The 23,215-nt window shown below is 64.3% G+C and carries 13 protein-coding genes; 8 read left to right on the top strand and 5 right to left on the bottom strand.

The window, feature by feature from the left end; genetic code table 11:
- The first annotated feature begins 281 nt into the window (after nucleotides 1-281).
- The gene (locus JNE37_RS01555) at nucleotides 282-3,167 is read left to right on the top strand and encodes a bifunctional [glutamine synthetase] adenylyltransferase/[glutamine synthetase]-adenylyl-L-tyrosine phosphorylase (protein WP_203065099.1); all 2,886 of its coding nucleotides are present in this window, start codon (nucleotides 282-284) and stop codon (nucleotides 3,165-3,167) included.
- Between the two features lie 80 nt (nucleotides 3,168-3,247).
- Here JNE37_RS01555 and JNE37_RS01550 read toward each other — a convergent pair whose 3' ends face one another.
- Both JNE37_RS01550 and JNE37_RS01545 read right to left on the bottom strand, forming a co-directional pair.
- Nucleotides 3,248-5,797: an ABC transporter permease gene (locus JNE37_RS01550; RefSeq protein WP_203065098.1), complete on the bottom strand. Its 2,550-nt coding sequence runs from the start codon at nucleotides 5,795-5,797 to the stop codon at nucleotides 3,248-3,250.
- Nucleotides 5,798-5,800: 3 nt separating this feature from the next.
- Nucleotides 5,801-6,418 carry an ABC transporter ATP-binding protein gene (locus JNE37_RS01545; protein ID WP_246513463.1) on the bottom strand — a complete coding sequence of 206 codons (618 nt, stop codon included), beginning with the start codon at nucleotides 6,416-6,418 and terminating at the stop codon, nucleotides 5,801-5,803.
- 321 nt (nucleotides 6,419-6,739) lie between these two features.
- Between JNE37_RS01545 and JNE37_RS01540 the strand changes: the two genes are divergently transcribed.
- Nucleotides 6,740-7,255: a heme-binding beta-barrel domain-containing protein gene (locus JNE37_RS01540; protein ID WP_035035159.1), complete on the top strand. Its 516-nt coding sequence runs from the start codon at nucleotides 6,740-6,742 to the stop codon at nucleotides 7,253-7,255.
- A gap of 227 nt (nucleotides 7,256-7,482) precedes the next feature.
- Here the strand turns inward: JNE37_RS01540 and JNE37_RS01535 are convergent, their stop codons facing one another.
- Together JNE37_RS01535 and pepN are read right to left on the bottom strand one after the other, a co-directional pair.
- Nucleotides 7,483-8,658, bottom strand: a complete 1,176-nt coding sequence (locus tag JNE37_RS01535) for a sensor histidine kinase (RefSeq protein WP_203065096.1) — start codon at nucleotides 8,656-8,658, stop codon at nucleotides 7,483-7,485.
- 180 nt (nucleotides 8,659-8,838) lie between these two features.
- On the bottom strand, nucleotides 8,839-11,484 hold the full coding sequence (pepN, locus tag JNE37_RS01530; RefSeq protein WP_203065095.1) for an aminopeptidase N: 2,646 nt from the start codon (nucleotides 11,482-11,484) through the stop codon (nucleotides 8,839-8,841).
- A 330-nt stretch (nucleotides 11,485-11,814) separates the two neighbouring features.
- Between pepN and JNE37_RS01525 the strand changes: the two genes are divergently transcribed.
- From JNE37_RS01525 to JNE37_RS01510, 4 genes are all read left to right on the top strand, one after another.
- Nucleotides 11,815-13,665, top strand: a complete 1,851-nt coding sequence (locus tag JNE37_RS01525) for an ABC transporter ATP-binding protein (protein WP_035035150.1) — start codon at nucleotides 11,815-11,817, stop codon at nucleotides 13,663-13,665.
- Between the two features lie 150 nt (nucleotides 13,666-13,815).
- Nucleotides 13,816-15,687, top strand: coding sequence for an ABC transporter ATP-binding protein (locus tag JNE37_RS01520; protein WP_203065094.1), 1,872 nt, complete (start codon nucleotides 13,816-13,818; stop codon nucleotides 15,685-15,687).
- Nucleotides 15,688-15,977: 290 nt separating this feature from the next.
- Entirely contained in the window at nucleotides 15,978-17,849 is a 1,872-nt protein-coding gene (locus JNE37_RS01515) for an ABC transporter ATP-binding protein (protein WP_203065093.1), read from the top strand.
- Between the two features lie 303 nt (nucleotides 17,850-18,152).
- Nucleotides 18,153-18,296 (top strand): hypothetical protein, encoded by a 144-nt coding sequence (locus tag JNE37_RS01510; protein ID WP_203065092.1) that lies wholly within the window; start codon nucleotides 18,153-18,155, stop codon nucleotides 18,294-18,296.
- A gap of 56 nt (nucleotides 18,297-18,352) precedes the next feature.
- Here JNE37_RS01510 and JNE37_RS22815 read toward each other — a convergent pair whose 3' ends face one another.
- Nucleotides 18,353-19,099, bottom strand: coding sequence for a metalloregulator ArsR/SmtB family transcription factor (locus JNE37_RS22815; RefSeq protein ID WP_203065091.1), 747 nt, complete (start codon nucleotides 19,097-19,099; stop codon nucleotides 18,353-18,355).
- Nucleotides 19,100-19,229: 130 nt separating this feature from the next.
- Here JNE37_RS22815 and JNE37_RS01500 point away from each other — a divergent pair, with 130 nt between their 5' ends.
- Both JNE37_RS01500 and JNE37_RS01495 read left to right on the top strand, forming a co-directional pair.
- The gene (locus JNE37_RS01500) at nucleotides 19,230-21,719 is read left to right on the top strand and encodes a beta-mannosidase (RefSeq protein ID WP_203065090.1); all 2,490 of its coding nucleotides are present in this window, start codon (nucleotides 19,230-19,232) and stop codon (nucleotides 21,717-21,719) included.
- A gap of 568 nt (nucleotides 21,720-22,287) precedes the next feature.
- Nucleotides 22,288-23,202: a DMT family transporter gene (locus JNE37_RS01495; protein ID WP_203065089.1), complete on the top strand. Its 915-nt coding sequence runs from the start codon at nucleotides 22,288-22,290 to the stop codon at nucleotides 23,200-23,202.
- Nucleotides 23,203-23,215: the final 13 nt, after the last annotated feature.

Genomic DNA, 23,215 nt, shown 5'->3' with positions numbered 1-23,215 from the left:
CTTCCCCGGGCGAAGACCCGGGGCCTATTGCACCCCTCCACCGAGTGGCGCCATCCGTGGACCCCGGCTCTACGGCCGGGGAAGTAAGGGGTGGGGGAAGAGGCGCAGTGGTGAGGAAAGCGCCGCGGATGAGGGAAAGCGCAGTGGGTGAGGAAAGCGCAGCGGGTGAGGAGCGAACCAGGCGAAGCCACAACAGAGCCAGTGGCGAACATGCTGCGCAACAACCGATCCCACCACCACCTCACCTTGCCGCCCCCAGCGCCACCAGCTATCCCTGTGCCATGTCGCTCGCTCTCGCCCCGCTGCCGTCCGTCCCCCACGCCGCTTTCACCGATTGGCTCGCTACCCTCGATCCACGGGTGCGCGCACCCGTCGAGGCCAGCGCGCCGACGCTCGCCAACCTCTTCGCCGAAGCGCCCTATCTCTTCGATCTCGCCCGGCTCCACGCCCCCTGGCTCGCCGCCTTCCTCGAAACCGACCCCGACAGCGCCCTGCGCATCGAGCTGGCCGAAATCCGTGAAGCCGGCAAGATTGCCGCCACCGAAGAGGAGATCGCGCCCGCCCTGCGCCAGGCCAAGGGCCGCATCGCGCTGCTTGCCGCCGTCGCCGAAGTCGGCGGCGCCTGGACCACCGCGCAATCGACCGCGGCGCTTTCCGATCTCGCCGACGCCGCCCTCGATGCCTCGCTCGATTTCCTCATGCGCAAGGCCGCCGACAAGGGCGACCTCGTCCCCGGCGCCGATGTCAGCGCCGCCGGTTCCGGCCTCGCCCTTTTCGCGCTCGGCAAGCATGGCGGCCGCGAGCTCAACTATTCTTCCGATATCGACATCGTCGCCTTCTTCGATCCGATGAAGGGCGTCCTCGCCGATCCGATGGAAGCGACCAAGTTCTATTCCCGCATCGTCCGCGGTCTTGTCGCATTGATGCAGGATCGCACCGCCCACGGCTACGTCTTCCGTACCGACCTGCGCCTGCGCCCCGACCCCGGCTCGACGCCTGTTGCTATCTCCTTCGACGCCGCCATCGCCTATTACGAAGTCCGCGGCCAGAACTGGGAGCGTGCCGCCTGGATCAAGGCGCGCCCCTGCGCCGGCGATATCGCGGCCGGCGAAGGCTTTCTCAAGGAAATGGCGCCCTATGTCTGGCGCAAGCATCTCGATTTCGCGACCATCGCCGATATCCAGGCGATGAAGCGCCAGATCAACATCTCCAAGAATGTCGGCGACGTGCGGGTCGAGGGTCACAACGTCAAGCTCGGCCGCGGCGGCATCCGCGAGATCGAGTTCTTCACCCAGACCCAGCAGCTCATTGCCGGCGGTCGCGACAAGACCCTGCGCGTTCGCCCGACCGCGCAGGCCCTGGCTGCCCTCGCGGCCGCCGGCTGGATCTCCGAGGCGACCGCCTCCGATCTCACCGGCACCTACTGGTTCCTGCGCGCCGTCGAAAACCGCCTGCAGATGCTGCGCGACGAGCAGACCCAGATGATGCCCGAGACCACCGAAGGCCTTGCCGTCATCGCGCGCCTCATGGGCGATGCCGACCTCGCCGCCTTCGAAGCGCGCTATCGCGCCGCGCTCAATCTCGTCGTCGGCTATTACGGCGAGCTCTTCACCGAAGGCGAAACGCTGGGCACCGGCGAGGGCAACCTCGTCTTCACCGGCAGCGACGACGATCCGGGCACGCTCGAAACCCTCGCCGCCCTCGGCTTCAAGGACCCGGCGAAGGCCTCGCAGACCGTCCGCAAATGGCATTATGGCGGCTATGGCGCCACTCGCGCCGCCGCCGCCCGCGCCCATCTCACCGAGCTACTACCTGCGCTCCTGCGCACCATTGCCGGCGCCGGCAACGCCGATGAGGCGCTGGCCCGCTTCGACAACTTCCTCTCGCGCCTGCCGTCGGGCGTGCAGCTCTTTTCGCTGCTGCGCAACTACGAGCAACTGCGCACCCTGCTGGTCGCCTTCATGGCATCGGCGCCGCGCATGGCCGAGGCCGTGATCCACCGTGCCCACGTCATGGATGGGCTCATCGACCCGGCCTTCGCCAACGAGGTCTCCCGCCGCCGGGCACTGGTCTCGAAGGTCGATGCCTTCCTGGGCGAGGGCAGGGGCTATGAAGAGGTGATCGACCGCGCCCGCATCATCGGGCAGGAGCAGAAATTCCTGATCTCGGCGGGCCTGCTTTCCGGCAACGTCACCGCCGCCCGCGCCGGCGAGCAGTTCACCACCCTTGCCGAAACCCTGCTGCAGCGGCTCTTCGCGGCCGTCCGCATCGAGTTCGAAAAGCGCCACGGCATCGTACCCGGCGCTCGCACCGCGCTCCTCGGCTTCGGCAAGATGGCCAGCCGCGAGATGACGGTCACCTCCGACCTCGATTTCATCATGCTCTACGACGTCTCGGGCGACGCCGAGGAGAGCAACGGCGAAAAGCCCCTGGCCACCAGCCATTACTTCACCCGCCTCACCCAGCGCCTCGTCGCCGCCGTAACGGCCCCCACCTCCGAAGGCGTACTCTACGAAGCCGACATGCGCCTGCGTCCCTCGGGCAATGCCGGCCCGCTGGCCACCGGCCTCAATGGCTTTCGCCGCTACCAGATGGAAGAGGCCTGGACCTGGGAGCACCTGGCGCTGAGCCGCGCCCGCGTCATTGTCGGCGATGGCGATATGGCCGCCAGTGTCGAGGCGACCATCGCCGAAATCCTTGGCGCCCCGCGTGACCACGCCAAGATCATCGATGATGTCGTCTCGATGCGCGCCCTCATGGCCCGCGAGCGCAAGCCCCGCCACGCATTCGACCTCAAGCTAGCGTCGGGCGGCCTCGTCGATCTCGAATTCATCGCCCAATCCGCCCAGCTCGTCGCCGGCCCGACCATTGCCCGCCCGCAGGCTCCTACCAAGGAAGTCCTCGCCCGGCTCGGTGAAACCGGCCTCGTGCCCGAAGGCGCCCGCTTGGTCGAAATCCTCGACCTCTACGGCATGATCCTCCAGGCCATGAGTGCCGCCCTCATGGACCCCTTCAAGGAAGAGGCCTGGACCGGCGCCTTCCGCGAACTCCTCGCGGGCCTGACGCACTATCCGAGCTTTGACCTTTTGGCCCTCGACATCGAAACCATGCGCGGCGAGGTGAGCGCGGCCGCGCAAGCATGGTACGAAAAGGCAAAGGGGCTCTAGGGGAAGGATATCCCCGCCAGCGCGGAGTGCGTGCTGGGTCCGACCCGCGCTGGGGGAGTGAGTAGAGGGGGCAAGCCCCCTCAATTCACCTCGCGCAGGAACCGCGCCGGCCTCTGTGAAACCACGCGCCAAGTCGTTGCGGCGCCCACTACGGCGAGCAGCAGCACCGCGCCCAGATTCACGTAGAACAGCACCGGGCCGTTGAACGAGAAGCCCACATCAACCAGCAATTGCGAGAGCACCCAGGCCAGCGCGATGCCGAGCGGCGTTGCCAGCACGGCGGCGATCAGTGCCAGCAGGAAATACTGCACCAGCGTCGTGGCCGTAACCTCGGCTCGGCGCTCGCCGATCACCGTCTTGATCACGGCCTCCATCTCGCGCTGCCGCCGTCCGGCGGCGAGGCTTCCGATGACGACCAGAAGCCCGTTGCCTGCGGCCAAGCCTCCCACCAGCCCCGCTGCCAGCGAGAGCTGGCTGAGCGCCGTCGTGATCTGGCCCAGCGTCTTGCCGATGGCGATGAAGCGCACATCCGGCAGCTTTTCGGAAATCAGGTGCCCGACATTGTCTTCATTGCCCGGCGTCGCCGTGATGGTTGCGAAGAGCGTTGCCGGGAAATCCGAGATCGAGCCGGGCGAGAACGTTGCCAGGAACTCGATGCCACCCTGCCACGCATAGTCGCGGAAGCTCGCGATCTTGGCGACGATGGGCTCGCCGAAAATGGTGAAGGTCAGCTCGTCCCCGATATTGACCCCCAGCCCGGCCCGCAGGCTCTGGTGCAGCGACACCAGCGGCGAGCCCTGATAGTCCGCCTGCCACCATTGCCCATCGACGAGCTTTGAGGTCGCCGGCATTTCCGCCCGGTAGGTCAGCGGCACGTCGCCCGAAAGCAGGAACGAGGCTTCCGGCCCGCGCGTCTGTCCGCTTGCGATCGGCTTGCCGTTGATCGCCGTCAGCGATCCGCGCAGCATCGGCGTCGCGGTCACGGCCGAGATGGTCGGCTGCTCCTTCTGCACCGCGACCAGGGCATCGAGCTCATCCTCGAAGAGGTCGGTCGCGACGAACGTTGGTGCGTCGAACACCGAGGCGCCCAGGAACTCGTTGCGCAGGTTCACCTGCAGCACCAGCACCACCACCAGCATGGCCAGAGTCATGCCCACCGCCACGATCACCGACGAGGTGATCGAGCGCGCCCCTGAGATCGCCCAGATCGCCTGCCGTAGCACGCGATTCTCGGGTTCGGGCAGGCGCGGCAGCAACCATTGCGCGAACGACACCGCGCCCACGAAGATCGCCGCCGAAACGATGCAGGCCAGCGCGAAGATGGCGATGAGCCGAGTGTCATGCACCATGACATTGGCCAGCCACAGCAGCGCCACGGCCGCGATGGCCAGCGGCAGCATGCGCGGAATATCGGTCAGCATCCGCCAGTTGAACGGCGCCGCCGCCAGCCCGTTGGAGCGGAAAAGCTGCGCCGGGCTGATATATTGCACGCGTTGCAGCGGCAGGTACGAGAAGGCGAACACCACCAGCAGCCCGATACCGGAAGCCACAAGCAGCGGCTCGACATGCACCACCGGCGCCAGGTCTACCCCAATCGCGGTCCCCACCGTCGGCAGGATCAGCAGCGTGATGGCCGAGCCGATGAGCACGCCCAGTCCGATGCCGACGATCGCCACCATCGCGACTTGGGTGAAGAAATGCAGCAGCACGCGCCCATGATCGGCGCCGATGCTGCGGAACACCGCGATGATACCCGTGCGCTCGGACACATAGCTCGAAATGCCGGTGCCCACGCTCACCCCACCGATCAGCAGCGAAGCAAGGCCGGTGACGATCAGGAAGCGCATGAAGAGGTCGTAATAGCGCACCATCGGCCCCAGGCCGTCAGCTGCCGTGCGGATCGTCCAGCCGCCATCGGGCAGCGCCGCCGCCAATGTGCCGCGCGCTTCCTCGGGGTTATGCCCGTCAAGAAGCACCTTGTAGCGGAAGAACGTGCCGAGGCCGGGCAGGGGCGAGGTGCGGTCCGATATCACCGCCAGGCCGTCGGTCGAAACCATGGCCGGCAGCCCGAGCCGCAGCCCGCGCGCATTCATGTCCGGAATGTCGCCCAGCACGCCGCGCACCTCGAACGTCGTGCCGCCCAGGTCGATCGTGTCGCCCACCGAAATCCCGAGCTGGCTGAGCATCATGCCGCTCACCAGCGCGCCGAAATTGCCGTCGTGCTCGCCCAGGAACTCGAAGGGCTTCTGGTCGGCCGGCAGTTGCGGGCTGGAAACGTTGCCCATCAGCGGATAGGTCGGCCCTACCGCCACGAGGTCCACGAACGCATCCGAGCCGTTCGCCTGCGCGCCGATATTGGTATCGACCACGCGCGCATTCGCCCCGAACTTTGCGATGGCCTCGAGCTCTGCCGCCGAAGCCGGCCGGTCGGCGCGCGAGGCTTCGATATCCCCGCCCATGAGCAGGGCCGCGTCGCGATTGACCGCCTGGCTGATGCTCTGGCCCACCGAGTTGACGCCCGCGATGAGCGCGGTGCCGACCGCCAGGCAGATCAGCACCAGGCTGAACCGCCGCAGGTCTCCGCGCATGTCGAGGAGGCTCAGATAGATTGCCGCCCAGAAACCACGCATGAATCAGGCTTCCTTGCTGGCGGTCGTTTCCACCAGTTCGCCCTGCGTCATGGTGAAGACGCGGTCGGCGCGCGCGGCCAGCGACGGATCGTGGGTGATAAGCACCACGGCCGTATGCTTCTTGCGCGCAATGTCGAACATCACGTCGATGACGAGGCTGCCGGTCTTCTGGTCGAGGTTGCCGGTCGGCTCGTCCGCCAGCAACAGGCGCGGATTGGCGATCATGGCGCGGGCGAGGCCCACGCGCTGCTGCTCGCCGCCGGAAAGCGCGCTGGGGCGGTGGTGGACGCGGTTACCCAGCCCCACCGAGGTCAGCGCCGCCTCCGCCGCTGCGCGCGCCTGCTTGAGCGAGAGCTCTGGCGAGGCGATGCCGAGCGCCAGGCTCACATTGTCGAGCGCTGTCAGCGAAGGAATGAGGTGGAAGCTCTGGAACACGATGCCGAGGTTATTGCGCCGGAAGAGCGCGAGGCCGTCCTCGGTGAGCTTGCCCAGGTCCTGCCCGGCGATCTCGATGCGCCCGGAGGTCGGCCGCTCCAGCCCGGCCAGCAGCATCAGCAGCGAGGTCTTGCCGCTGCCCGAGGGGCCGACAATGGCCACTACTTCGGCCGGCTGGACCCGCATCGACACGTTCCTGAGAATGTGAAGGGGGCGTGATGCGACTTCCAGGGTGTAATTGACACCGGATACGTCGATGATTGGACCGTTGGAGGGCACGCTAGACTTTGACGTTTGGGTTGGATCGAGTTGGGTGCGAGAATTCGCGCTCCCGTTCGAAGACAGGATCGATTGTTCGTCTACGGATTCGTTCACACGTTTCCCCCGGGCCCCAAGCAAAAGCGCTAGCTTCCTTCTCATGGCTAAGCCAAAATAACACAAGAGTCATGGCCCAAGCACACAGGGTCAGAGGGATTTTTAGCGGTGACCCCAGGTGGGCGAAAGTACATGAAGAATTGGATTTCACGCATCGCGTTGCCGGCGATGTTGATGGCAACGCTGTCCGGACCGGCCTCCGCCGCGGATGCCGAGATGGCCTATCTCAGTTCCTACATCGGAAATTGGCGCGGTGAGAGCGTGCTGACGGGCGGCGAAAAGCCTGAGCCCTTCCGCTGCCGTCTGACGATCGCCAAGGGCAACCAGAGCAAGATCAACTATGCCGGCCGTTGCACCCTGATAAATATGAATCTTTCGGTGAGCGGCACCATCGCCTTCAGCGACGAGCACAAGCGGTTCGAAGCGGCGATGAGCTCCAATGCCGGCTTCAGCGGCGTAGCCGTCGGCGTGCGCCAGGGCGATCGGATCAGCTTCGATCTCAAGCAGCGCCAGGCCGACCGCGGCGGCAATGACGTCCGCATCGGTTCGCGGATCATCCTGCTCGGCAATTCCATCACCGTGGACTACGAGGTCGAGTTCAACGAGTCCGGCGACGTCCTCGTCGCGTCGGTGCCCTTCTCCAAGTAGCCGGCGCGCCCGCGCCGGTTGATTCGCCGATATCTGCGACATTCGCCTCTCGCGAGGAGTGAATCTGGCCGTCTCGGTAATCACAATTTGGTTGTCGCCCTCGTCCATCGCCTCCAGAGCTGTCGAGGGACGAGGAGCGACAGTCATCCGGGTCTGCTCTTCGACAAGCGGAGCGGTCCCGGGTTCCGGTGCGCTTCCGTCAGGGCGAAAGCGCAGCATTTGAAGTCCTAGGCGGCCACTGCCGGCAGCGCCTGTGCGTATTCGCGCAGCGGCAGCGAAATCGCCACCGTGGTGCCCAGGGCCGGGCTGGAATCGATGGCCAGCCGACCGCCGCTCTGCTCGGCGATGGCACGGGCAATGGCGATGCCCAGGCCGGAGCCGGTCTTGCGGGTAAAGGTTGCGTCCGCCAGGACGAACGGTTGGGAGAGGCTGGCAAGGCGATCTTCGCTCATGCCCAGGCCCGTGTCCGAAACTTCGATCACCACGCCGTCCGCCGCCGCGAACGCCGCCAGCTTGACGCTGCCGCCCTGCGGCGTGAAGCGGATGGCATTGTCCACGATATTGCCGAGCATCCGGTCGAGCGCCATGCAGTCGGCGGTCACGATGGCTTCGCTTCCCAGGCCCACCTCGAAGCGCAGGCCGGCGCGCTGGGCGCGCTTGCAGAAGCGCTGTGCGGTGTTGGTCAGCAGGCGATCGATGCTCACCGGTTCCTCGCGCATTGGCTTCTGTCCACCTTCGAGCTCGGCGAGCTCGAGGATGGTGGCGAAGGAATGCAGCAGGTGTTCGCCCGATTGCTTGATGGTCTCGATATAGCCCAGGTACCGGCTGTCGCCGAGCGGACCATAGGTCTGCTGCCGCACCAGTTCGGCAAAGCCGATGATGTGGTTGAGCGGCGTACGGATGTCATGGGAAAGGTGGGCGAGGAAATTGGTCTTGGAGCGGCTGGCCGCCTCCGCGCGCAGCTTTTCCTCGTGGTATCGGCGCGCAAGCTGGCGCTGCTCTTCGCGGATCGAATTGATGGTGGCCAGCAATTGTTCCATCTGCTGCTGGCTCTGCGAGGGCGCCGCTTCGCGCCGGCCGATGAAGACGATCACCACCATCGCCACCAGCATTGCGCCGAAGGCCCGCATCGCCACGCCGCCTGCGGCGCGGTCGAACTGCACGTCCTCCGTGCCGAGAAGGCGCATATCGTGAAGCGTCCGCGCGATGTCGAAGAGGATGAAGAGCGCCACCGCGAGAAGCGCGGTGAGAGCGACGGCGCGGGTAACCGGAGACGTCCTGGAAATCATCGACTGGGCAGAAGCCAGCAAGCCTTTCGACCCGCTCTGGTGGGAAACCGTCCGGCGAAAATCAGCCGATACGAATCCCTTTGCCTCGACGCCGGATGTCTCCGTCGACCGCATCAAATTCTCCGAAAATATTGTGAGGCGAAAGCCTGTCCCGCAACCCTATGCCGAGACTGTGAATCAGCCGCGAGCGTCTGACAAGAGGGGCTTCCAGGGGCATGAGGCCTGCCCCTGAAATTCGCGAGTCGCCAGAATCACTTAGCCGACGAGAAAAATTCTTCCGCAGGTAACGAAGCGTTAACCAGCAAGCGTCCTTCCGAGGATGTCCGCGGTATTGCGCGAGAGCGTCCCGGATTCCTCCAATGATCTCAAGGCTGATTCGGCTGCAGCCCGGCGCTGGGGCTCGTAATTGCGCCAGATCCGGAAGGCCGTTAGCACCCGAGCCGCAACCTGCGGGTTGCGCTTGTCTACGTCCGCCACGAATTCTGTGACGAAGCGGAAGCCGCTCCCGTCCGGCTGCGCGAACTGCACCGGATTGGCATTGGCGAAGCTGCCCACCAGCGAGCGCAGGCGATTGGGGTTGTTCTTGGGGAAAGTCGGGTCAGCCAGGATCGCCTTGATGCGGTCGAGCGTGCCCGCGTCGGGCACCTGCGCCGAAAGGCTCAGCCACTTGTCGAGCACCAGCGGGTCGGCCGTGTAGAGGGTGCGGAAATCCCCGAGCAGCGCCTGCGCCATCGGCGCATTGGCATGCACCAGCGCGCTGAGCGCCGCCATGCGGTCGGTCATGTTGGTCGCGCCGCGATAATGCGCCTCCGCCAGCGCAAACGCCTCGTCCGTGCCGCCGGCGACGAGTTGCGTCAGGCACGCATTGCGCAGCGCGCGCCGCTGCGTCGCCGCCTGAGCGGTCGAGAAGGGGCTGTCATCGGCCAGCGCATTATAGGTCAGCACTAGTCGGTCCTGCAGCCGCTGGGCAATCGCCTTGCGCAGCGCGCCGCGTGCCTCATGGATCGCCAGCGGATCGACATTCTGCCCGATCGCCTGAGCAATATTGTCCTCGGTAGGCATCGAGAGCGTCAGCGCCTTGAACGCATCGTCCCCGCTGCCGCCTTCAAGCGTCTCGCGCAGCGCATCGGCCAGCGCCTCGACGCGCGAGGCGTCCGTAAGCTTGCCACCCGCCCGCACCGCATCGAGCAGGATGCCGGTCGCCACCGTCTGCAGTGCCTGCCAGCGGTTGAACGGATCGCTGTCATGGCGTGCGAGGAACAATTGGTCCTCGGCCGAAAGCGAGGTCGTGAGCTTGACCGGAGCCGAGAACTCCCGCAGCAGCGACGGCACCGGCCGGTTGGCAATGCCCTCGAACGTGAGCTCCATCGCATCGGTCTCGAAGATGATCAGGTCGCCCTCGACCTTCCCGCCCGAAACCTTGCTCCATCCCATCGGGCTGCCGTTCGGGCCGATAAGCCCGAAGCGCACCGGAATGACCATGGCGCGCTTGTCCGGCTGGCCTGGCGTCGGATCGGTCCTCTGCGTCAGCTTGAGTTTGTAGGTCTGGCTGGCTGCGTCATACTCGTCGCTGATCGCCACCTGCGGCGTGCCGGCCTGCAGGTACCAGTGGATGAACTGGTCGAGGTTCACCCCAGCCGAATCCGCGAAGGCCGCCACGAAATCCTCGATTGTTGCCGCCTGTCCGTCATGGCGCTCGAAATAGAGGTCCATGCCCTTCCGGAAACCCTCGCGGCCCAGCATCGTGGCCAGCATGCGCACGACCTCGGCGCCCTTCTCGTAGACCGTGGTCGTATAGAAGTTGTTGATCTCGCGGTAGTGGTCCGGCCGCGGCGGATGGGCGAGGGGGCCACCGTCCTCGACGAACTGCGCCGAGCGCAGTAGCCGCACATCCTCGATGCGCTTGACCGGGCGCGAGCGCTCGTCCGAGGAGAATTCCTGGTCGCGATAAACCGTCAGCCCTTCCTTGAGGCAGAGCTGGAACCAGTCGCGGCAGGTCACGCGGTCGCCGGTCCAGTTGTGGAAATATTCGTGCGCGATGACGCGCTCCACATTGTCGTAGTCGGCGTCCGTCGCCGTCTCGGGAATGGCGAAGACCAGCCGGTCGTTGAAGATGTTGAGGCCCTTGTTCTCCATCGCACCGAAATTGAAGTCGGACACGGCGACGATGTTGAAGACGTCGAGATCGTATTCCAGCCCGAAGCGCCTTTCGTCCCAGGCCATCGAGCGCTTGAGCGCATCCATGGCGTAGAGGCACCGGTCTTCCTTGCCGTGCTCGCAATAGATGGCGAGCGCCACTTCCTTGCCCGAGGTGGTGGTGAAGCTGTCGTGGATCGCGCCCAGGTCGCCCGCCACCATGGCGAAGAGATAGGACGGCTTGGGGTGCGGATCTTCCCAGACGGCGAAATGCTTGCCGTTCTCCAGCTCCCCGCTGCCGGCAGGGTTGCCGTTGGCGAGCAGCACGGGAGCCAGTGCCTTGTCGGCGATCATCGTCACGTTGAACGTGGCAAGGTTGTCCGGCCGGTCGAGATAATAGGTGATACGGCGGAAGCCTTCCGGCTCGCATTGCGTGCACCAGGTGCCGTTCGAGCGATAGAAGCCCATGAGCCGCGTATTCTTCTCCGGCTCGATGGTCACGGTCGTCTCGAGTACGAACCGGCGCAGCGGCGGCTCGTTGATCGTGAGGCTCGATGGCGTCACTTCATAGGCCAGCAGGCCCAGCGGCGCGCCGTCGATGGCCACCGAATTGAGCAGCAGCTCGTCGCCATCCAGCACCAGCGGCGTACCCGGCTCCGTGCCTTCGCGCGGCACCACGTGGAGCAGGGCATGGATGACCGACTTTTCCGGCGCGATTTCCACCTCCAGCTCCACCCGGTCGATGAAATACGGGGTCGGAGCATAATCCTTGAGGTAGATCGTGTGCTCGGTTTCGGTGCGCATGAACGGCTCCCCAGCTCGTGCCTTAAACTATTGAAATTGCTGTTGCCCGATGGCTACAGCAGATTCGTCCGCTTCGTGTATTCTGTGCGGCTGGCAACCAACTCAGCCATCATTCCCGCCGAATCCGGCAGCATTGGGAAAGGGTTGAGCGTCCCGCCGGCACGCACCTCGCCTCACGTCATGTTCCGCGTCAATAGGTGCGTCATCCAAATTACATCCGGCGGACGAATGTTGCCGCCACCGCCTTGGTCGAGCAGTACCTCAACACTACTTGAGGTCGTAGCGAACGCGCTCCTTCTCGATCATGGGCGACAAACAAGGTGACGGCAAATGCTCAAGTGGTTTGAACGCCGCTTAAATCCCTATCCGCTCGATCCGCCGGCGGAACCGCCCAACGGACTCCTGGCTTTCTGCCTGCACTACAGCCAGGGCGCCAAGAAGTGGCTGGCCCTCATGGCGCTGGCTGCTGCCGCCATTGCCGGCGGCGAGATCCTGCTTTTCGGCTTCATCGGTGATGTGGTGAACTGGCTGGCCGAGGCCGACCGCGCCACCTTCATCCAGACCGACGGCTGGAAGCTCGCGCTCATGGGCGGGGTGATCCTCATCGTCCTGCCGTTGCTGGTGGTGGTTTCGACCCTCACCATGCACCAGACGCTGCTCGGCAACTTCCCGCAGCGCATCCGCTGGATGAGCCATCGCTACCTCATCCGGCAGTCGATGAGCTATTTCCAGGACGAGTTCGCCGGCCGCATCGCCACCAAGCTGATGCAGACCTCACTCGCCGTGCGCGAAGTGGTCATGAAGCTGCTCGACATGCTCGTCTACGTGGTCGTCTACTTCACCGGCGCGGTGATCCTGGCGGCCTCGAGCGACTGGCGCCTGGCCATTCCGTTCCTGTTCTGGCTGGTCGGCTACATCGCGCTGATGCGCTATTTCATCCCGCGCCTGGGCAAGATCGCCGAGGCGCAGGCCGATGCCCGCTCGACCATGACCGGCCGCATCGTGGATAGCTACACCAACATCGCCACCGTGAAGCTCTTCTCCCATTCCAACCGTGAGGAAGACTACGCCCGCGAGGCAATGGATAGCTTCCTCGACACCGTCTACCGTCAGATGCGCCTTTTCACGGTGCTCCAGCTTTCGGTGAACTATCTCAACGCCGCGCTCTTCGCGGCGGTGGGCGCCATTGGCATCTGGTCCTGGCTCGGCGGTGGTCTCACCCCCGGCGCGCTCGCCGTCTCGCTCGGCCTCGTCATGCGCTTCCAGGGCATGAGCCAGTGGGTCATGTGGGAAATGTCGGCGCTCTTCGAGAATATCGGCACCGTCCGCGACGGCATCAACTCCATCTCGCTGCCGCGCCTCGTCTCCGACGTTCCCGAGGCCAAGCCGATCGGCGCGGTCAAGGGCCACATCCGGTTCGACGACGTGACCTTCACCTATGGCTCGGACAAGGGCGTGATCGAGGGCCTGACGCTCGACATCAAGCCGGGCGAGAAGATCGGTCTCGTCGGCCGCTCGGGTGCCGGCAAGTCGACCATCGTCAACCTGCTGTTGCGCTTCTACGACCGCGAAAAGGGCGCCATCACCATCGACGGCAAGGACATAGCCAAGGTCACCCAGGAATCGCTGCGCGAGAATATCGGCGTGGTGACCCAGGATACCTCACTCCTTCACCGCTCGGTGCGCGAGAACATCATCTATGGCCGCCCCGACGCGACCGACGAGGAGATGATCCGCGCCGCGCGCCTCGCCGAGGCCGAGGACTTCATCGGCGAACTCGTCGATCCCAAGGGTCATCGTGGTTACGAGGCCCATGTGGGCGAGCGCGGCGTCAAGCTCTCGGGTGGCCAGCGCCAGCGCATCGCCATCGCGCGCGTGCTGCTCAAGAACGCCCCCATCCTCGTGCTCGACGAGGCGACCTCCGCGCTCGACAGCGAGGTCGAAGCGGCGATCCAGGGGCAGCTCCAGCACCTGATGGAAGGCAAGACCGTCATCGCCATCGCCCACCGCCTCTCGACCATCGCCGCGATGGATCGCCTCATCGTCATCGATGCGGGTAAGGTGGTGGAGCAGGGCACGCATGCCGAACTGCTCGAACAGGGTGGGCACTATGCCCGTCTCTGGCAGCGCCAGTCCGGCGGCTTCCTCGAACTCGACGAAGACGCCGAAGCGGCAGAGTAACCAGGGTTTCAACCAGCCAAGGAGAAGGAAAATGGCAGGAATTAGCGATAACGCGAACGCAGTTACGTTCAAGAAAGTAAAGCGAAAACAATACCATAAAGCCAAACCCTGAATCTATTTACGGGGTGGCGCAACCGAAATGAGAACGAAATGTTCGATCGCGTCATTGCCTATTTCGACAATCGCTACAGCCCTGTGGCTCTGGCGAAAAACCCGCAGCCGCCTATGGGGCTGTGGAAGTTCATCTCCTATTTCCTGGGTCAGTTCCGCGGCGCCTTCGCGCTGCGCATGGTGCTGGTAGCCGGAGGCTCCATCGCCGATGCCATGATGCCGATCTTCGTCGGCATGATCGTGGGCATGCTGGCCACCACCAATCCCGGAGACATGTTCTCGACCAACGGCCAGACACTGCTGCTGATGGCGGCGGTGGTGCTTCTCGTGCGCCCGGGCATGTTCATCATCGATACGCTGGTCCGCAACCACGCGATCGTGCCCAACATCGTCAACATCGTCCGCTGGCAGAGCCACTGGCATGTGATCCGCCAGAGCTGGACCTTCTTCCAGAACGACTTTGCCGGCCGCATCGCCAACAAGATAATGCAGACCGGCGAAGCGATCGAGACGGGTATCAACCTCACCATCGATGCGGCCTGGTATGCCCTGGTCTTCGTCGTGGTGGCGATCACCGTGCTGGCCGGTCTCGACCCGCTCCTGCTCGTGCCGATCGCGATCTGGGGCATCGCCTATGGCGTGCTGTTCCACATCTCCATGCCGCTCATCGCCCACCATTCCGAGCAGCTCTCGGAAGCCAAGTCGGTGATGACCGGTCGCATCGTGGATAGCTACACCAACATCCAGACGCTCAAGACCTTCTCGACCGGCGGGCACGAAGACGCCTACGTCGCCGATTCCATCCTCGAGCACACGGTCGAGTTCCGCAAGCTCATGCGGGTCTTCACCTACATGTGGTCGACCCTGTTCTTCCTCAATGCCTTCCTCGTGATCGCCATCACGTGGCTGTCGCTGCGGGGCTGGAACGAGGGCACGCTCAACGCCGCAGCCGTGGCGACCGCAGTGCCCTTCGCCCTCCAGATCATGAACATGTCCGGCTGGATCCTCGAAATCGGCTCGAACGTCTTCCGCCAGGTCGGCACGGTGCGCGACGGCATGGATACCATCGCCCAGCCCATCACCATGCTCGACAAGCCCGACGCGCCTCCACTCCACGTCAAAAGCGGCGAGATCGTCTACGACAACGTCTCGTTCAACTATTGGCGCGGCAAGCAGGGCTCGGTGATCGACGATTTCGACCTGCGCGTCGCGCCCGGCGAGAAGATCGGTCTCGTCGGACGCTCGGGTTCGGGCAAGTCGACCCTGGTCAACCTCGCCCTGCGCATGTTCGACGTGCAGGATGGCGCCATCCGCATCGACGGGCAGGACGTGCGCGAGGTCACCCAGGAATCGTTGCGCGCGGCCATCGGGCTCGTCAGCCAGGACACCTCGCTCCTCCACCGCTCGGTTCGCGAAAATCTCAAATACGGCCGGCAGGACGCCACCGACGAAGAGATGATCGCCGCCGCCCGACAGGCGCAGGTGCATGACGTGATCATGGGGCTGGGCGATCCTCGCGGCCGCACGGGCTACGATGCCCATGTCGGCGAGCGCGGCGTAAAGCTCTCGGGCGGCCAGCGGCAACGCATCGCCATCGCCCGCGTGCTCCTCAAGAACGCGCCGATCCTGGTGCTGGACGAAGCCACCTCGGCGCTGGATTCCGAGGTCGAGGCCGCCATCCAGGACCAGCTCCAGAGCCTGATGGCCGGCAAGACGGTGATCGCCATCGCCCACCGCCTCTCGACCATCGCGGCCATGGATCGCCTTGTCGTGCTCGAAAAGGGCCGGATCGTGGAAGAAGGCACCCACGCCGAACTCCTCGCTTCCGGCGGCCACTACGCCCACCTCTGGGAACGCCAGTCCGGCGGCTTCCTCGACCTGGACGCCGTGGAAGTCGAAGCCGCACAATAAGGGGAGGGGCCTACCCTGATCTCAAGCCTCCATCCCTCCCTCCCCCTTGCGGGGAGGGGTGGGGGTGAGCCCGGAACACCAACCCCGCCATTGCGTCTCCGTCAGAGGAGTGAGTGGCTAGCGCCGAGGCAGGCTCAGCATCGAGCGAGCTCAGCGAAAGCCACCACCGAAACAGAACTAACCGCCCCATTCACCACCACGTAACCTCACGGAACCCTATCCCCCTTGCCGCCATTAGGTCATGATCTAAGCTCACGACTCTCCAGTCGTTTTTCCCTCCGGCGGCCCTCATGAAGATTATCGACCAGCTCAACCGGACCTTCGAGAACTGGGTCGATCCCTTCGCTCGCAAGGGCGACCTCCAGCCGCCCGCGCCGGTGCTGCAGTTCTTCTGGTATTACATCCGCCAGGCCAAGCTGCCCTTCTTCGCGCTGCTGGTCCTCGGCGGCCTCGTCGCGCTCGTCGAAGCGGCGCTCTTCTATTACGTGGGCCGGCTCGTCGATATCCTCGATTCCTCCACCCAGGCCCAGGGCTGGCAAGGCCTGTTGGGCGGCTTCGGCAACGAGCTGCTCTTTATGCTCTTCGTGGTGGTTATCGCCCGCTTCATCATCACCTGGCTGTCGGCGGTGGTCGAAGAGCAGACCATCAATATCGGCTTTTACAACCTCGTTCGCTGGCAGGCTTACGCCCACGTCATCCGCCAGAGTCTCAACTTCTTCCAGAGCGATTTTTCCGGCGCCATTGCCTCGAAGGTCTGGCAATCGGGCGGCGCGGTGGGCGATTTCATGGTCAGCCTGCTCCAGGTCGTCTGGTTCATCGCCGTCTACGCTCTCACCACCATCATCCTCGTCGGCCAGCTCGATTGGCGCCTCGCCGCCGCCGTCATCCTCTGGATCGTCGTCTTCGGTTTCATGGCCCGCTACTACGTTCCGCGCATGCGCAAGCGCTCAGCCGCCAGCGCCGAGGCCGCCTCCGCGCTTACCGGACGCATCGTCGACAGCTTCGGCAATATCCAGACCCTGAAGCTCTTCGGCACGTCCAAGGGCGACGACGAATTCGTCCATGCCGGTTTCGACAACTACATCGCCGCCGTGCGCCGCCTTGCCCGCATGCTGGTGAGCGTGCGCAGCGCCATGGCCATGCTCTCCGGCATCATGATCGCCGGCATCGCTGCGCTCTCCGTGCACCTCTGGACCCAGGGCATCGTCACCGTGGGTGGCGTCGCCTTCACCATGGGCCTCATCCTGCGCCTCTATAACCTCCTCGGACGCATGATGACCCAGCTCAACGGCCTCATGCGCAATTACGGCACCGCGCAGAACTCCGCCGAACTCATCGCCCGCCCCCTGGAGCTCCAGGATGCCCCCGATGCCAGGCCGCTGGTCGTCACGAAGGCCGCCATCGACTTCAAGGACGTGAGCTTCCACTACGGCCGCGAAAGCGGCGTCATCGATCACCTTTCGCTTTCCATCAAGCCTGGTGAGCGCATCGGCCTTATCGGCCGGTCCGGCGCCGGCAAGTCGACCCTGGTCAACCTCCTGCTGCGCTTCTACGACCTGCAGGGCGGCCGGATCCTCATCGATGGCCAGGATATCTCGAAGGTCACCCAGGAATCCCTGCGCGCCAATATCGGCGTCGTCACCCAGGACACCTCGCTCCTCCACCGCTCCGTACGCGCCAATCTGATCTATGGCCGCCCCGAAGCCACCGACGATGAAATGATGGCCGCCGCCGCCCTCGCCGAAGCCGACGACTTCATCGAAGCCCTCATCGACCAGAAGGGCCGCACCGCCTACGACGCCTATGTCGGCGAGCGCGGCGTAAAACTCTCCGGTGGCCAGCGCCAGCGCATCGCCATTGCCCGCGTCCTCATCAAGAACGCACCGATCCTCGTGCTCGACGAAGCCACCTCCGCCCTCGATAGCGAGGTGGAAGCCGCCATCCAGCAGCAGCTCGATTCATTGATGGAGAACAAGACCGTCATCGCCATCGCCCACCGGCTTTCGACCATCGCGGCGATGGATCGCCTCGTCGTGCTCGACAAGGGCAAGATCGTGGAGGAGGGCACGCATGCCCAACTCCTCGAACTCGGCGGACATTACGCGCACCTCTGGGAGCGCCAGTCCGGCGGCTTCCTCGATACCAGCGAGGCTGCCCAGTAGTGCACGTTCCTGAGTCGCGCTAAGTCAACGGGCCTTCGTTTAGTTACTACCGCTATTCACATGTGCGGTTGACTCTGAAGAGGACTCCGGCTCTAAAGGTTAACAAACCGTTACTTTGGCTTGCAGAGAATCCGTTGGTCAGTAATAAGAAGAGGCAGAGGGTAGAATCACCCTCTGCCTCTTTGTTTTGAAGTCGCGCGGCCTAGCGTCACCGCTACCGGCAACAAAACCGCACTACTCTAGTCTGACAACTGGGTTCTAGCGTCTGAGGTTGTCGTAATCAAGGCGCCGAAAGTAATTCGCATGGCCGAGAAGAAGACCCGGACGGGTTATCGTGATGCCGGTGATGGTCAGTTCATCACCAAGAAGGAATTCGAAGTCCGTCCCGCCAAGGAGGTCGTCAAGGAACGAATTCCTCTGCCTGGTCGGGGCGACACTAAGAAATAAGAATAGGCGGGGGAAACCCCGCCTATTTTCTTGCTGGCATAAGGTGGCGCCTCGCGTCAGGCGGGCATCGGCACGTTGAGCGGCTTGCCCGTTTCCAGGTAGGTCTTGAGCCCAGCCAGGATGAGCTGCCACCCGCCGACGACACCCGGCGCCGCTTTCTCGTATTCGTAATGCGTGATGGTCAGCTTGCAGACGTCGCCCATCGGCGCGATGTCATAGGCCACGCGCGTCGCCGGCTTGTCCGGCGCCCAGGCGGCCAGGAAGGTGGTCACCAGCCGCTTTTCCGGCACGATCTCCACGATCTCGCCATCCAGCATGACCCCGCCCTTGTCGTCGGGGAACCAGTAGCGGCTGCCGACCTTGAAGTCGGAGGTGACGCGGCCGCCATAGTAATAGAGCTCGGTCTTGTCCGGGTTGACCAGGGCGTCCCAGAGCGCCTTGGGGGTAGTGCGGATATAGGTTTCGACAACGAAATCAGGCTTCTCACTCATGATCTGACGTCCCTCGAGATTGTTTTTCAAGTCCAATGCAAACCGGGCCAGTGGCTTGGCATAGGGTGCAATCCACCGGTCCGCGACCTCCTGGATCGGCGCGGCGTTGAGATAGTGATACTTGAACCGTCCCTCCCGGCGCGTGACCACCAGCGAGGCTTCTTCGAGAACCTTGAGGTGTTTCATCACCCCAAAGCGCGTCATCTCCAGTCCCGCCTCCAGCTCGGTCAGCGTCTGGCCCTGCCTGCTGTGCAGGCTGTCCAGCAGCGCTCTCCGCGTTGGGTCGGCCAGGGCTTTGAAGATGTCATCCACGATCTCGACGATAGGTGACTAAATGGTCACATGTCAAGCATGCGCCCGCCATTGGCAGAAGCGGGGACTCCGTCTAAGACTTCTGCGCGCTACTTAAATCGATTTCATGCGCGTCTTCGGGAGGGAAATCATGGCGAAGGCCAAGGCCGTCGGATCGGCTCGTTCGGGTTATTCGGAAATCTCGCTTTCGGGCGCCTGGTCGCTCACTTCGCCGGCCCGCAAGGGCACGTTCGGCATCGCGCTCCCTGGCGACGTGCACACCGCCCTGATCGACGCCGGCGAAATCCCCGATCCCTATTTCGGCGCCAACGAGCAGGTCGTCATGTGGGTCAACCGCACCCCCTGGACCGTCGAGCGCAATTTCGAGGCCGCGCCGGCCGATCTCGATGGCTACCTCACGCTCACCCTCTCCGAGGTCGATTGCATCGCCCGCATCTTCCTCAACAACGAGCTCATCGCCGAAACCGACAACGCCTTCCGCCGCTACGATTTCGATGTCACCGGCAAGGTCCTCGAAGGCCTCAACACCCTGCGCATCGAATTTGCCGTCACGCGCGACGTCGCCAAGGCCCGCGCCGAGGCGCATCCGTTCCCCATCCCCTTCACCAAGAACTACCTGACCAATGGCCTCGAAGGCGTGCACATGAATTTCGTGCGCAAGGTCGCCTGTCATGCCGGCTGGGACTGGGGCATCTGCCTCATGCCCACGGGCGTCTATGGCCGCATGGCCATCCGCAAGAGCCGCATTGCGCGCCAGGAAAGCGTGCAGGTCGACCAGGCCCACGGCAAGAAGTCGGTCGAACTGCAGATCACCACGCGCCTCTTCGCCTTCGCCGAAGGCTCGGTCGAGATCAGCCACGCCATCGATGGCCAGACCATCACCGACAAGGTCGTCGTCCGGCCGGGCGAAAACGTGCTCGTCCACAACCTCACCATCAAGAACCCGAAACTCTGGTGGCCGAACGGGCAGGGGGAGCAACCGCTCTACGAACTCGTCACCGATCTCGAAGGCGAGGTCACCCGCCGCAGGATCGGCCTGCGCAAGCTCGAATGGGTCATCGAGAAGGATGAGATCGACCACACCTTCAAGGTGCGCGTGAACGGGCGCGATATCACCATGATGGGCGCCAACTGGATTCCCGCCGACGCCATTCCCTCGCGCATCACCGAGCCTGTCGTCCGCGACCTCCTCGAAAGCGCCGTCGCCGCCAACATGAACATGATCCGCATCTGGGGCGGCGGCCAGTACGAGCCCGATTACTTCTACGACCTTTGCGACGAGCTCGGCATCCTCATCTGGCAGGATTTCATGTTCGCCTGCATGAGCTATCCGTCCAACCGTGAATTCCTCGATGATGTCCGCGTCGAGATCACCCAGCAGGTCCGGCGCCTCTCCCACCACGCCTGCATCGCCCTCTGGTGCGGCGACAACGAAGTCATCGGCTCGCTCACCTGGTACGACGAGACCAAGGCCAATCCCGAGCGCTACCTCGCCAATTACGACCGCATGTCTTCGATGCTCCAGCAGATCGTCGAGGATGAGGACCCGGCCCGCCGTTTCTGGCCGTCCTCGCCCTCGCTGGGCTACCTCGATTTCTCCGACGGCTGGCACTCCGACACCCGCGGCGACCTCCACTACTGGGACGTCTGGCACTCCGCCAAATCCTTCGAGGCCTATCGCACGGTCAACCCGCGCTTCGCTTCCGAATTCGGCTTCCAGTCCTTCACCTCGATGAACGTCATCGAGACCTTCACCAACCCCGAGGACCGCAACCCGTCCTCCCCGGTGATGGAGAACCATCAGCGCAACGATGGCGGCAATGCCCGCATCCTCGAAACCATGTGTCGCTACTTCCGCTTCCCGGCCGATTTCGAGCAGATGGTATTCCTCAGCCAGATCCAGCAGGGCCTCGCCATCAAGACCGCCATCGAATACTGGCGCTCCACCAAGCCGCGCTGCATGGGCACGCTCTACTGGCAGATCAACGACACCTATCCGGTGGCGAGCTGGGCCAGCCTCGATTACGGTGGCCAGTGGAAGCTCCTCCACTACATGGCCCGGCGCTTCTACCTCCCCATCAACGTCGTCGCCGTTCCCGACAAGGACGACATCGTCCTCAAGGGCATCAACGATACCGCCGACAAGGTCGAGATCACCCTCGACGTCCAGGTCGCCAATATCGACGGCAAGTCGAAGACCGTCCACGGCAAGCGCGGCAGGATCGGCCCGAACGCCGCCGCCGAACTCGCCCGCATTCCGTTGTCGAAGCTTGGCGAAGGCGATTTCCTCTTCTTCTCCTGGACCGGCGAAGATGGCCGCCCCCTGGGCGAAAACGACTACTTCCCCCGCGCCTACAAATACTACGACCTGCCCGAGGCCCGCGTGAAAGCCGCATGGTCCACCGTCGAGGGCGCTCCCGTCCTCACCCTCACCACCGACCGCCCGGCCTTCTTCGTCACCGCCAGCGTCGACCTCCCCGGCCACTTCTCCGACAACGCCCTGACGCTCCTCCCCGGCCGCGAAACCCGCCTCACCTTCACCCCGCGCAAAGGCGCCAAACCCACCCAAAAAGCTCTCGCCTCCACCCTCCGCCTCCGCCACCTCCGCGAAACCTACTGACGACCGCTTGGAGCGCGATCTCGCCCCATCGCCCTCTCCCCTTGAGGGAGAGGGTGCCCGAAGGGCGGGTGAGGGGTTCGCGCCACCACCGCCGACCCCTCATCCGTCGGCTCCGCCGCACCTTCTCCCCCTGGGGAAGAAGGGAAGAAGGGAAGAAGGGAAGAAGGGAAGAAGGGAAGAAGGGAAGAAGGAACCGCGACAAGCTCCCACCCATTCCCCATCCCCCGCCATCTCACCCCCATCCCCGCCCCACCCACCGCACTTCCCCGGACCTGATCCGGGGCCTATTGCCCCTCCCCACCCGAGTGGCGCCATCCATGCCCCCCGGCTCTTCGGCCCGAGATCGCGCAGGGGACGGTGATGGTGCGCAATGCGCCCTCGTTTCACCCCCGCCATCCGCCCAGTTTATCCACCACCCGTTCCCCAGCGTCTCCCTCCCCCTTGCGGGGAGGGGACAGGGGTGGGGTAAGCCACACCCACCACCCCGCACCACCTCCCGCCAATTGACATCCACCCCCATTTCCCCCCACGCTCGCCCGGCGCATCCTTCTCGCGCCTGGAACCTGACATGACTATCGCCGTCGCGCCCGTGCAGGAGCGCCGTCTCTTGGGTATTGGCCTCGTGCTGATAGCCTATTTCGTCTTCACGCTGATCGACTCGTCGGCCAAGTGGCTGGCCCAGAGCGGCATGCCGACGCCGCAATTCATGTTCGCGCGCTACGCCATCCACTTCTTCCTGATCACCGCCTTGCTCGCCCCGAGCCAGGGCAGGGCGCTCGCCCGCTCGCGCAACATCAAGCTCGAAATCATCCGCGGCCTGCTGCTGCTCAGCACCACGGTCTGCAATTTCATCGCCGTGCAATACCTGCCGCTCACCATCACCGGCTCGATCAATTTCACCATGCCGCTCATGATGTGCGCCCTCTCGGTGCCGCTCCTGGGCGAAACTGTCGGCTGGCGGCGCTGGACGGCCATTCTCGTCGGCTTCCTCGGCGTCATCGTCATCGTGCGCCCCGGCACCGACGGCTTCCATCCTGCCGCGTTGCTCTCGCTCACCGGCGCCTTCGGCTCCGCCCTCTATTTCATCTCCACGCGCAAGCTTGCCGGCGTCGATTCCCCGGCCACCCAGCAATTCTATGCCGGCCTCATCGCCACGATCTGCCTCGCGCCCTTCATCATCGGCAATTGGGAATGGCCCTCCACGTTCGCCGATTGGTTCGCCTTCATCCTCATCGGCGTGGCAGGCCTCACCGGCCACCAGCTCTTCTCGATCGCCGCCCGCTACGCGCCGGCCTCGACGCTCGCGCCCTTCGCCTATCTCCAGATCGTCTACATGACGCTTTCGAGCTGGCTGATCTTCAACCAGCCCCCCGATGTCGGCATCTATATCGGCGCGCCCATCGTCATCGGCAGCGGGCTTTATATCTGGTGGCGCGAACGGGCCATGGCGCGCAGCGTCACCACGATCAGCGAGGCCGAGTGATACTCCGGCACCT

It is taken from the genome of Paradevosia shaoguanensis (assembly GCF_016801025.1).
GTDB classification, from domain to species: domain Bacteria; phylum Pseudomonadota; class Alphaproteobacteria; order Rhizobiales; family Devosiaceae; genus Paradevosia; species Paradevosia shaoguanensis.
This window is presented reverse-complemented; position numbering and strand designations above follow the sequence as displayed.

Excerpts from the sequence above, each read along its gene's own strand:
- JNE37_RS01555 (WP_203065099.1), top strand. The coding sequence starts at position 282 with ATGTCGCTCGCTCTCGCCCCGCTGCCGTCCGTCCCCCACGCCGCTTTC.
- JNE37_RS01550 (WP_203065098.1), bottom strand. The coding sequence starts at position 5,797 with ATGCGTGGTTTCTGGGCGGCAATCTATCTGAGCCTCCTCGACATGCGC.
- JNE37_RS01545 (WP_246513463.1), bottom strand. The coding sequence starts at position 6,418 with ATGCGGGTCCAGCCGGCCGAAGTAGTGGCCATTGTCGGCCCCTCGGGC.
- JNE37_RS01540 (WP_035035159.1), top strand. The coding sequence starts at position 6,740 with ATGAAGAATTGGATTTCACGCATCGCGTTGCCGGCGATGTTGATGGCA.
- JNE37_RS01535 (WP_203065096.1), bottom strand. The coding sequence starts at position 8,658 with ATGCGGTCGACGGAGACATCCGGCGTCGAGGCAAAGGGATTCGTATCG.
- pepN (WP_203065095.1), bottom strand. The coding sequence starts at position 11,484 with ATGCGCACCGAAACCGAGCACACGATCTACCTCAAGGATTATGCTCCG.
- JNE37_RS01525 (WP_035035150.1), top strand. The coding sequence starts at position 11,815 with ATGCTCAAGTGGTTTGAACGCCGCTTAAATCCCTATCCGCTCGATCCG.
- JNE37_RS01520 (WP_203065094.1), top strand. The coding sequence starts at position 13,816 with ATGTTCGATCGCGTCATTGCCTATTTCGACAATCGCTACAGCCCTGTG.
- JNE37_RS01515 (WP_203065093.1), top strand. The coding sequence starts at position 15,978 with ATGAAGATTATCGACCAGCTCAACCGGACCTTCGAGAACTGGGTCGAT.
- JNE37_RS01510 (WP_203065092.1), top strand. The coding sequence starts at position 18,153 with ATGGCCGAGAAGAAGACCCGGACGGGTTATCGTGATGCCGGTGATGGT.
- JNE37_RS01500 (WP_203065090.1), top strand. The coding sequence starts at position 19,230 with ATGGCGAAGGCCAAGGCCGTCGGATCGGCTCGTTCGGGTTATTCGGAA.
- JNE37_RS01495 (WP_203065089.1), top strand. The coding sequence starts at position 22,288 with ATGACTATCGCCGTCGCGCCCGTGCAGGAGCGCCGTCTCTTGGGTATT.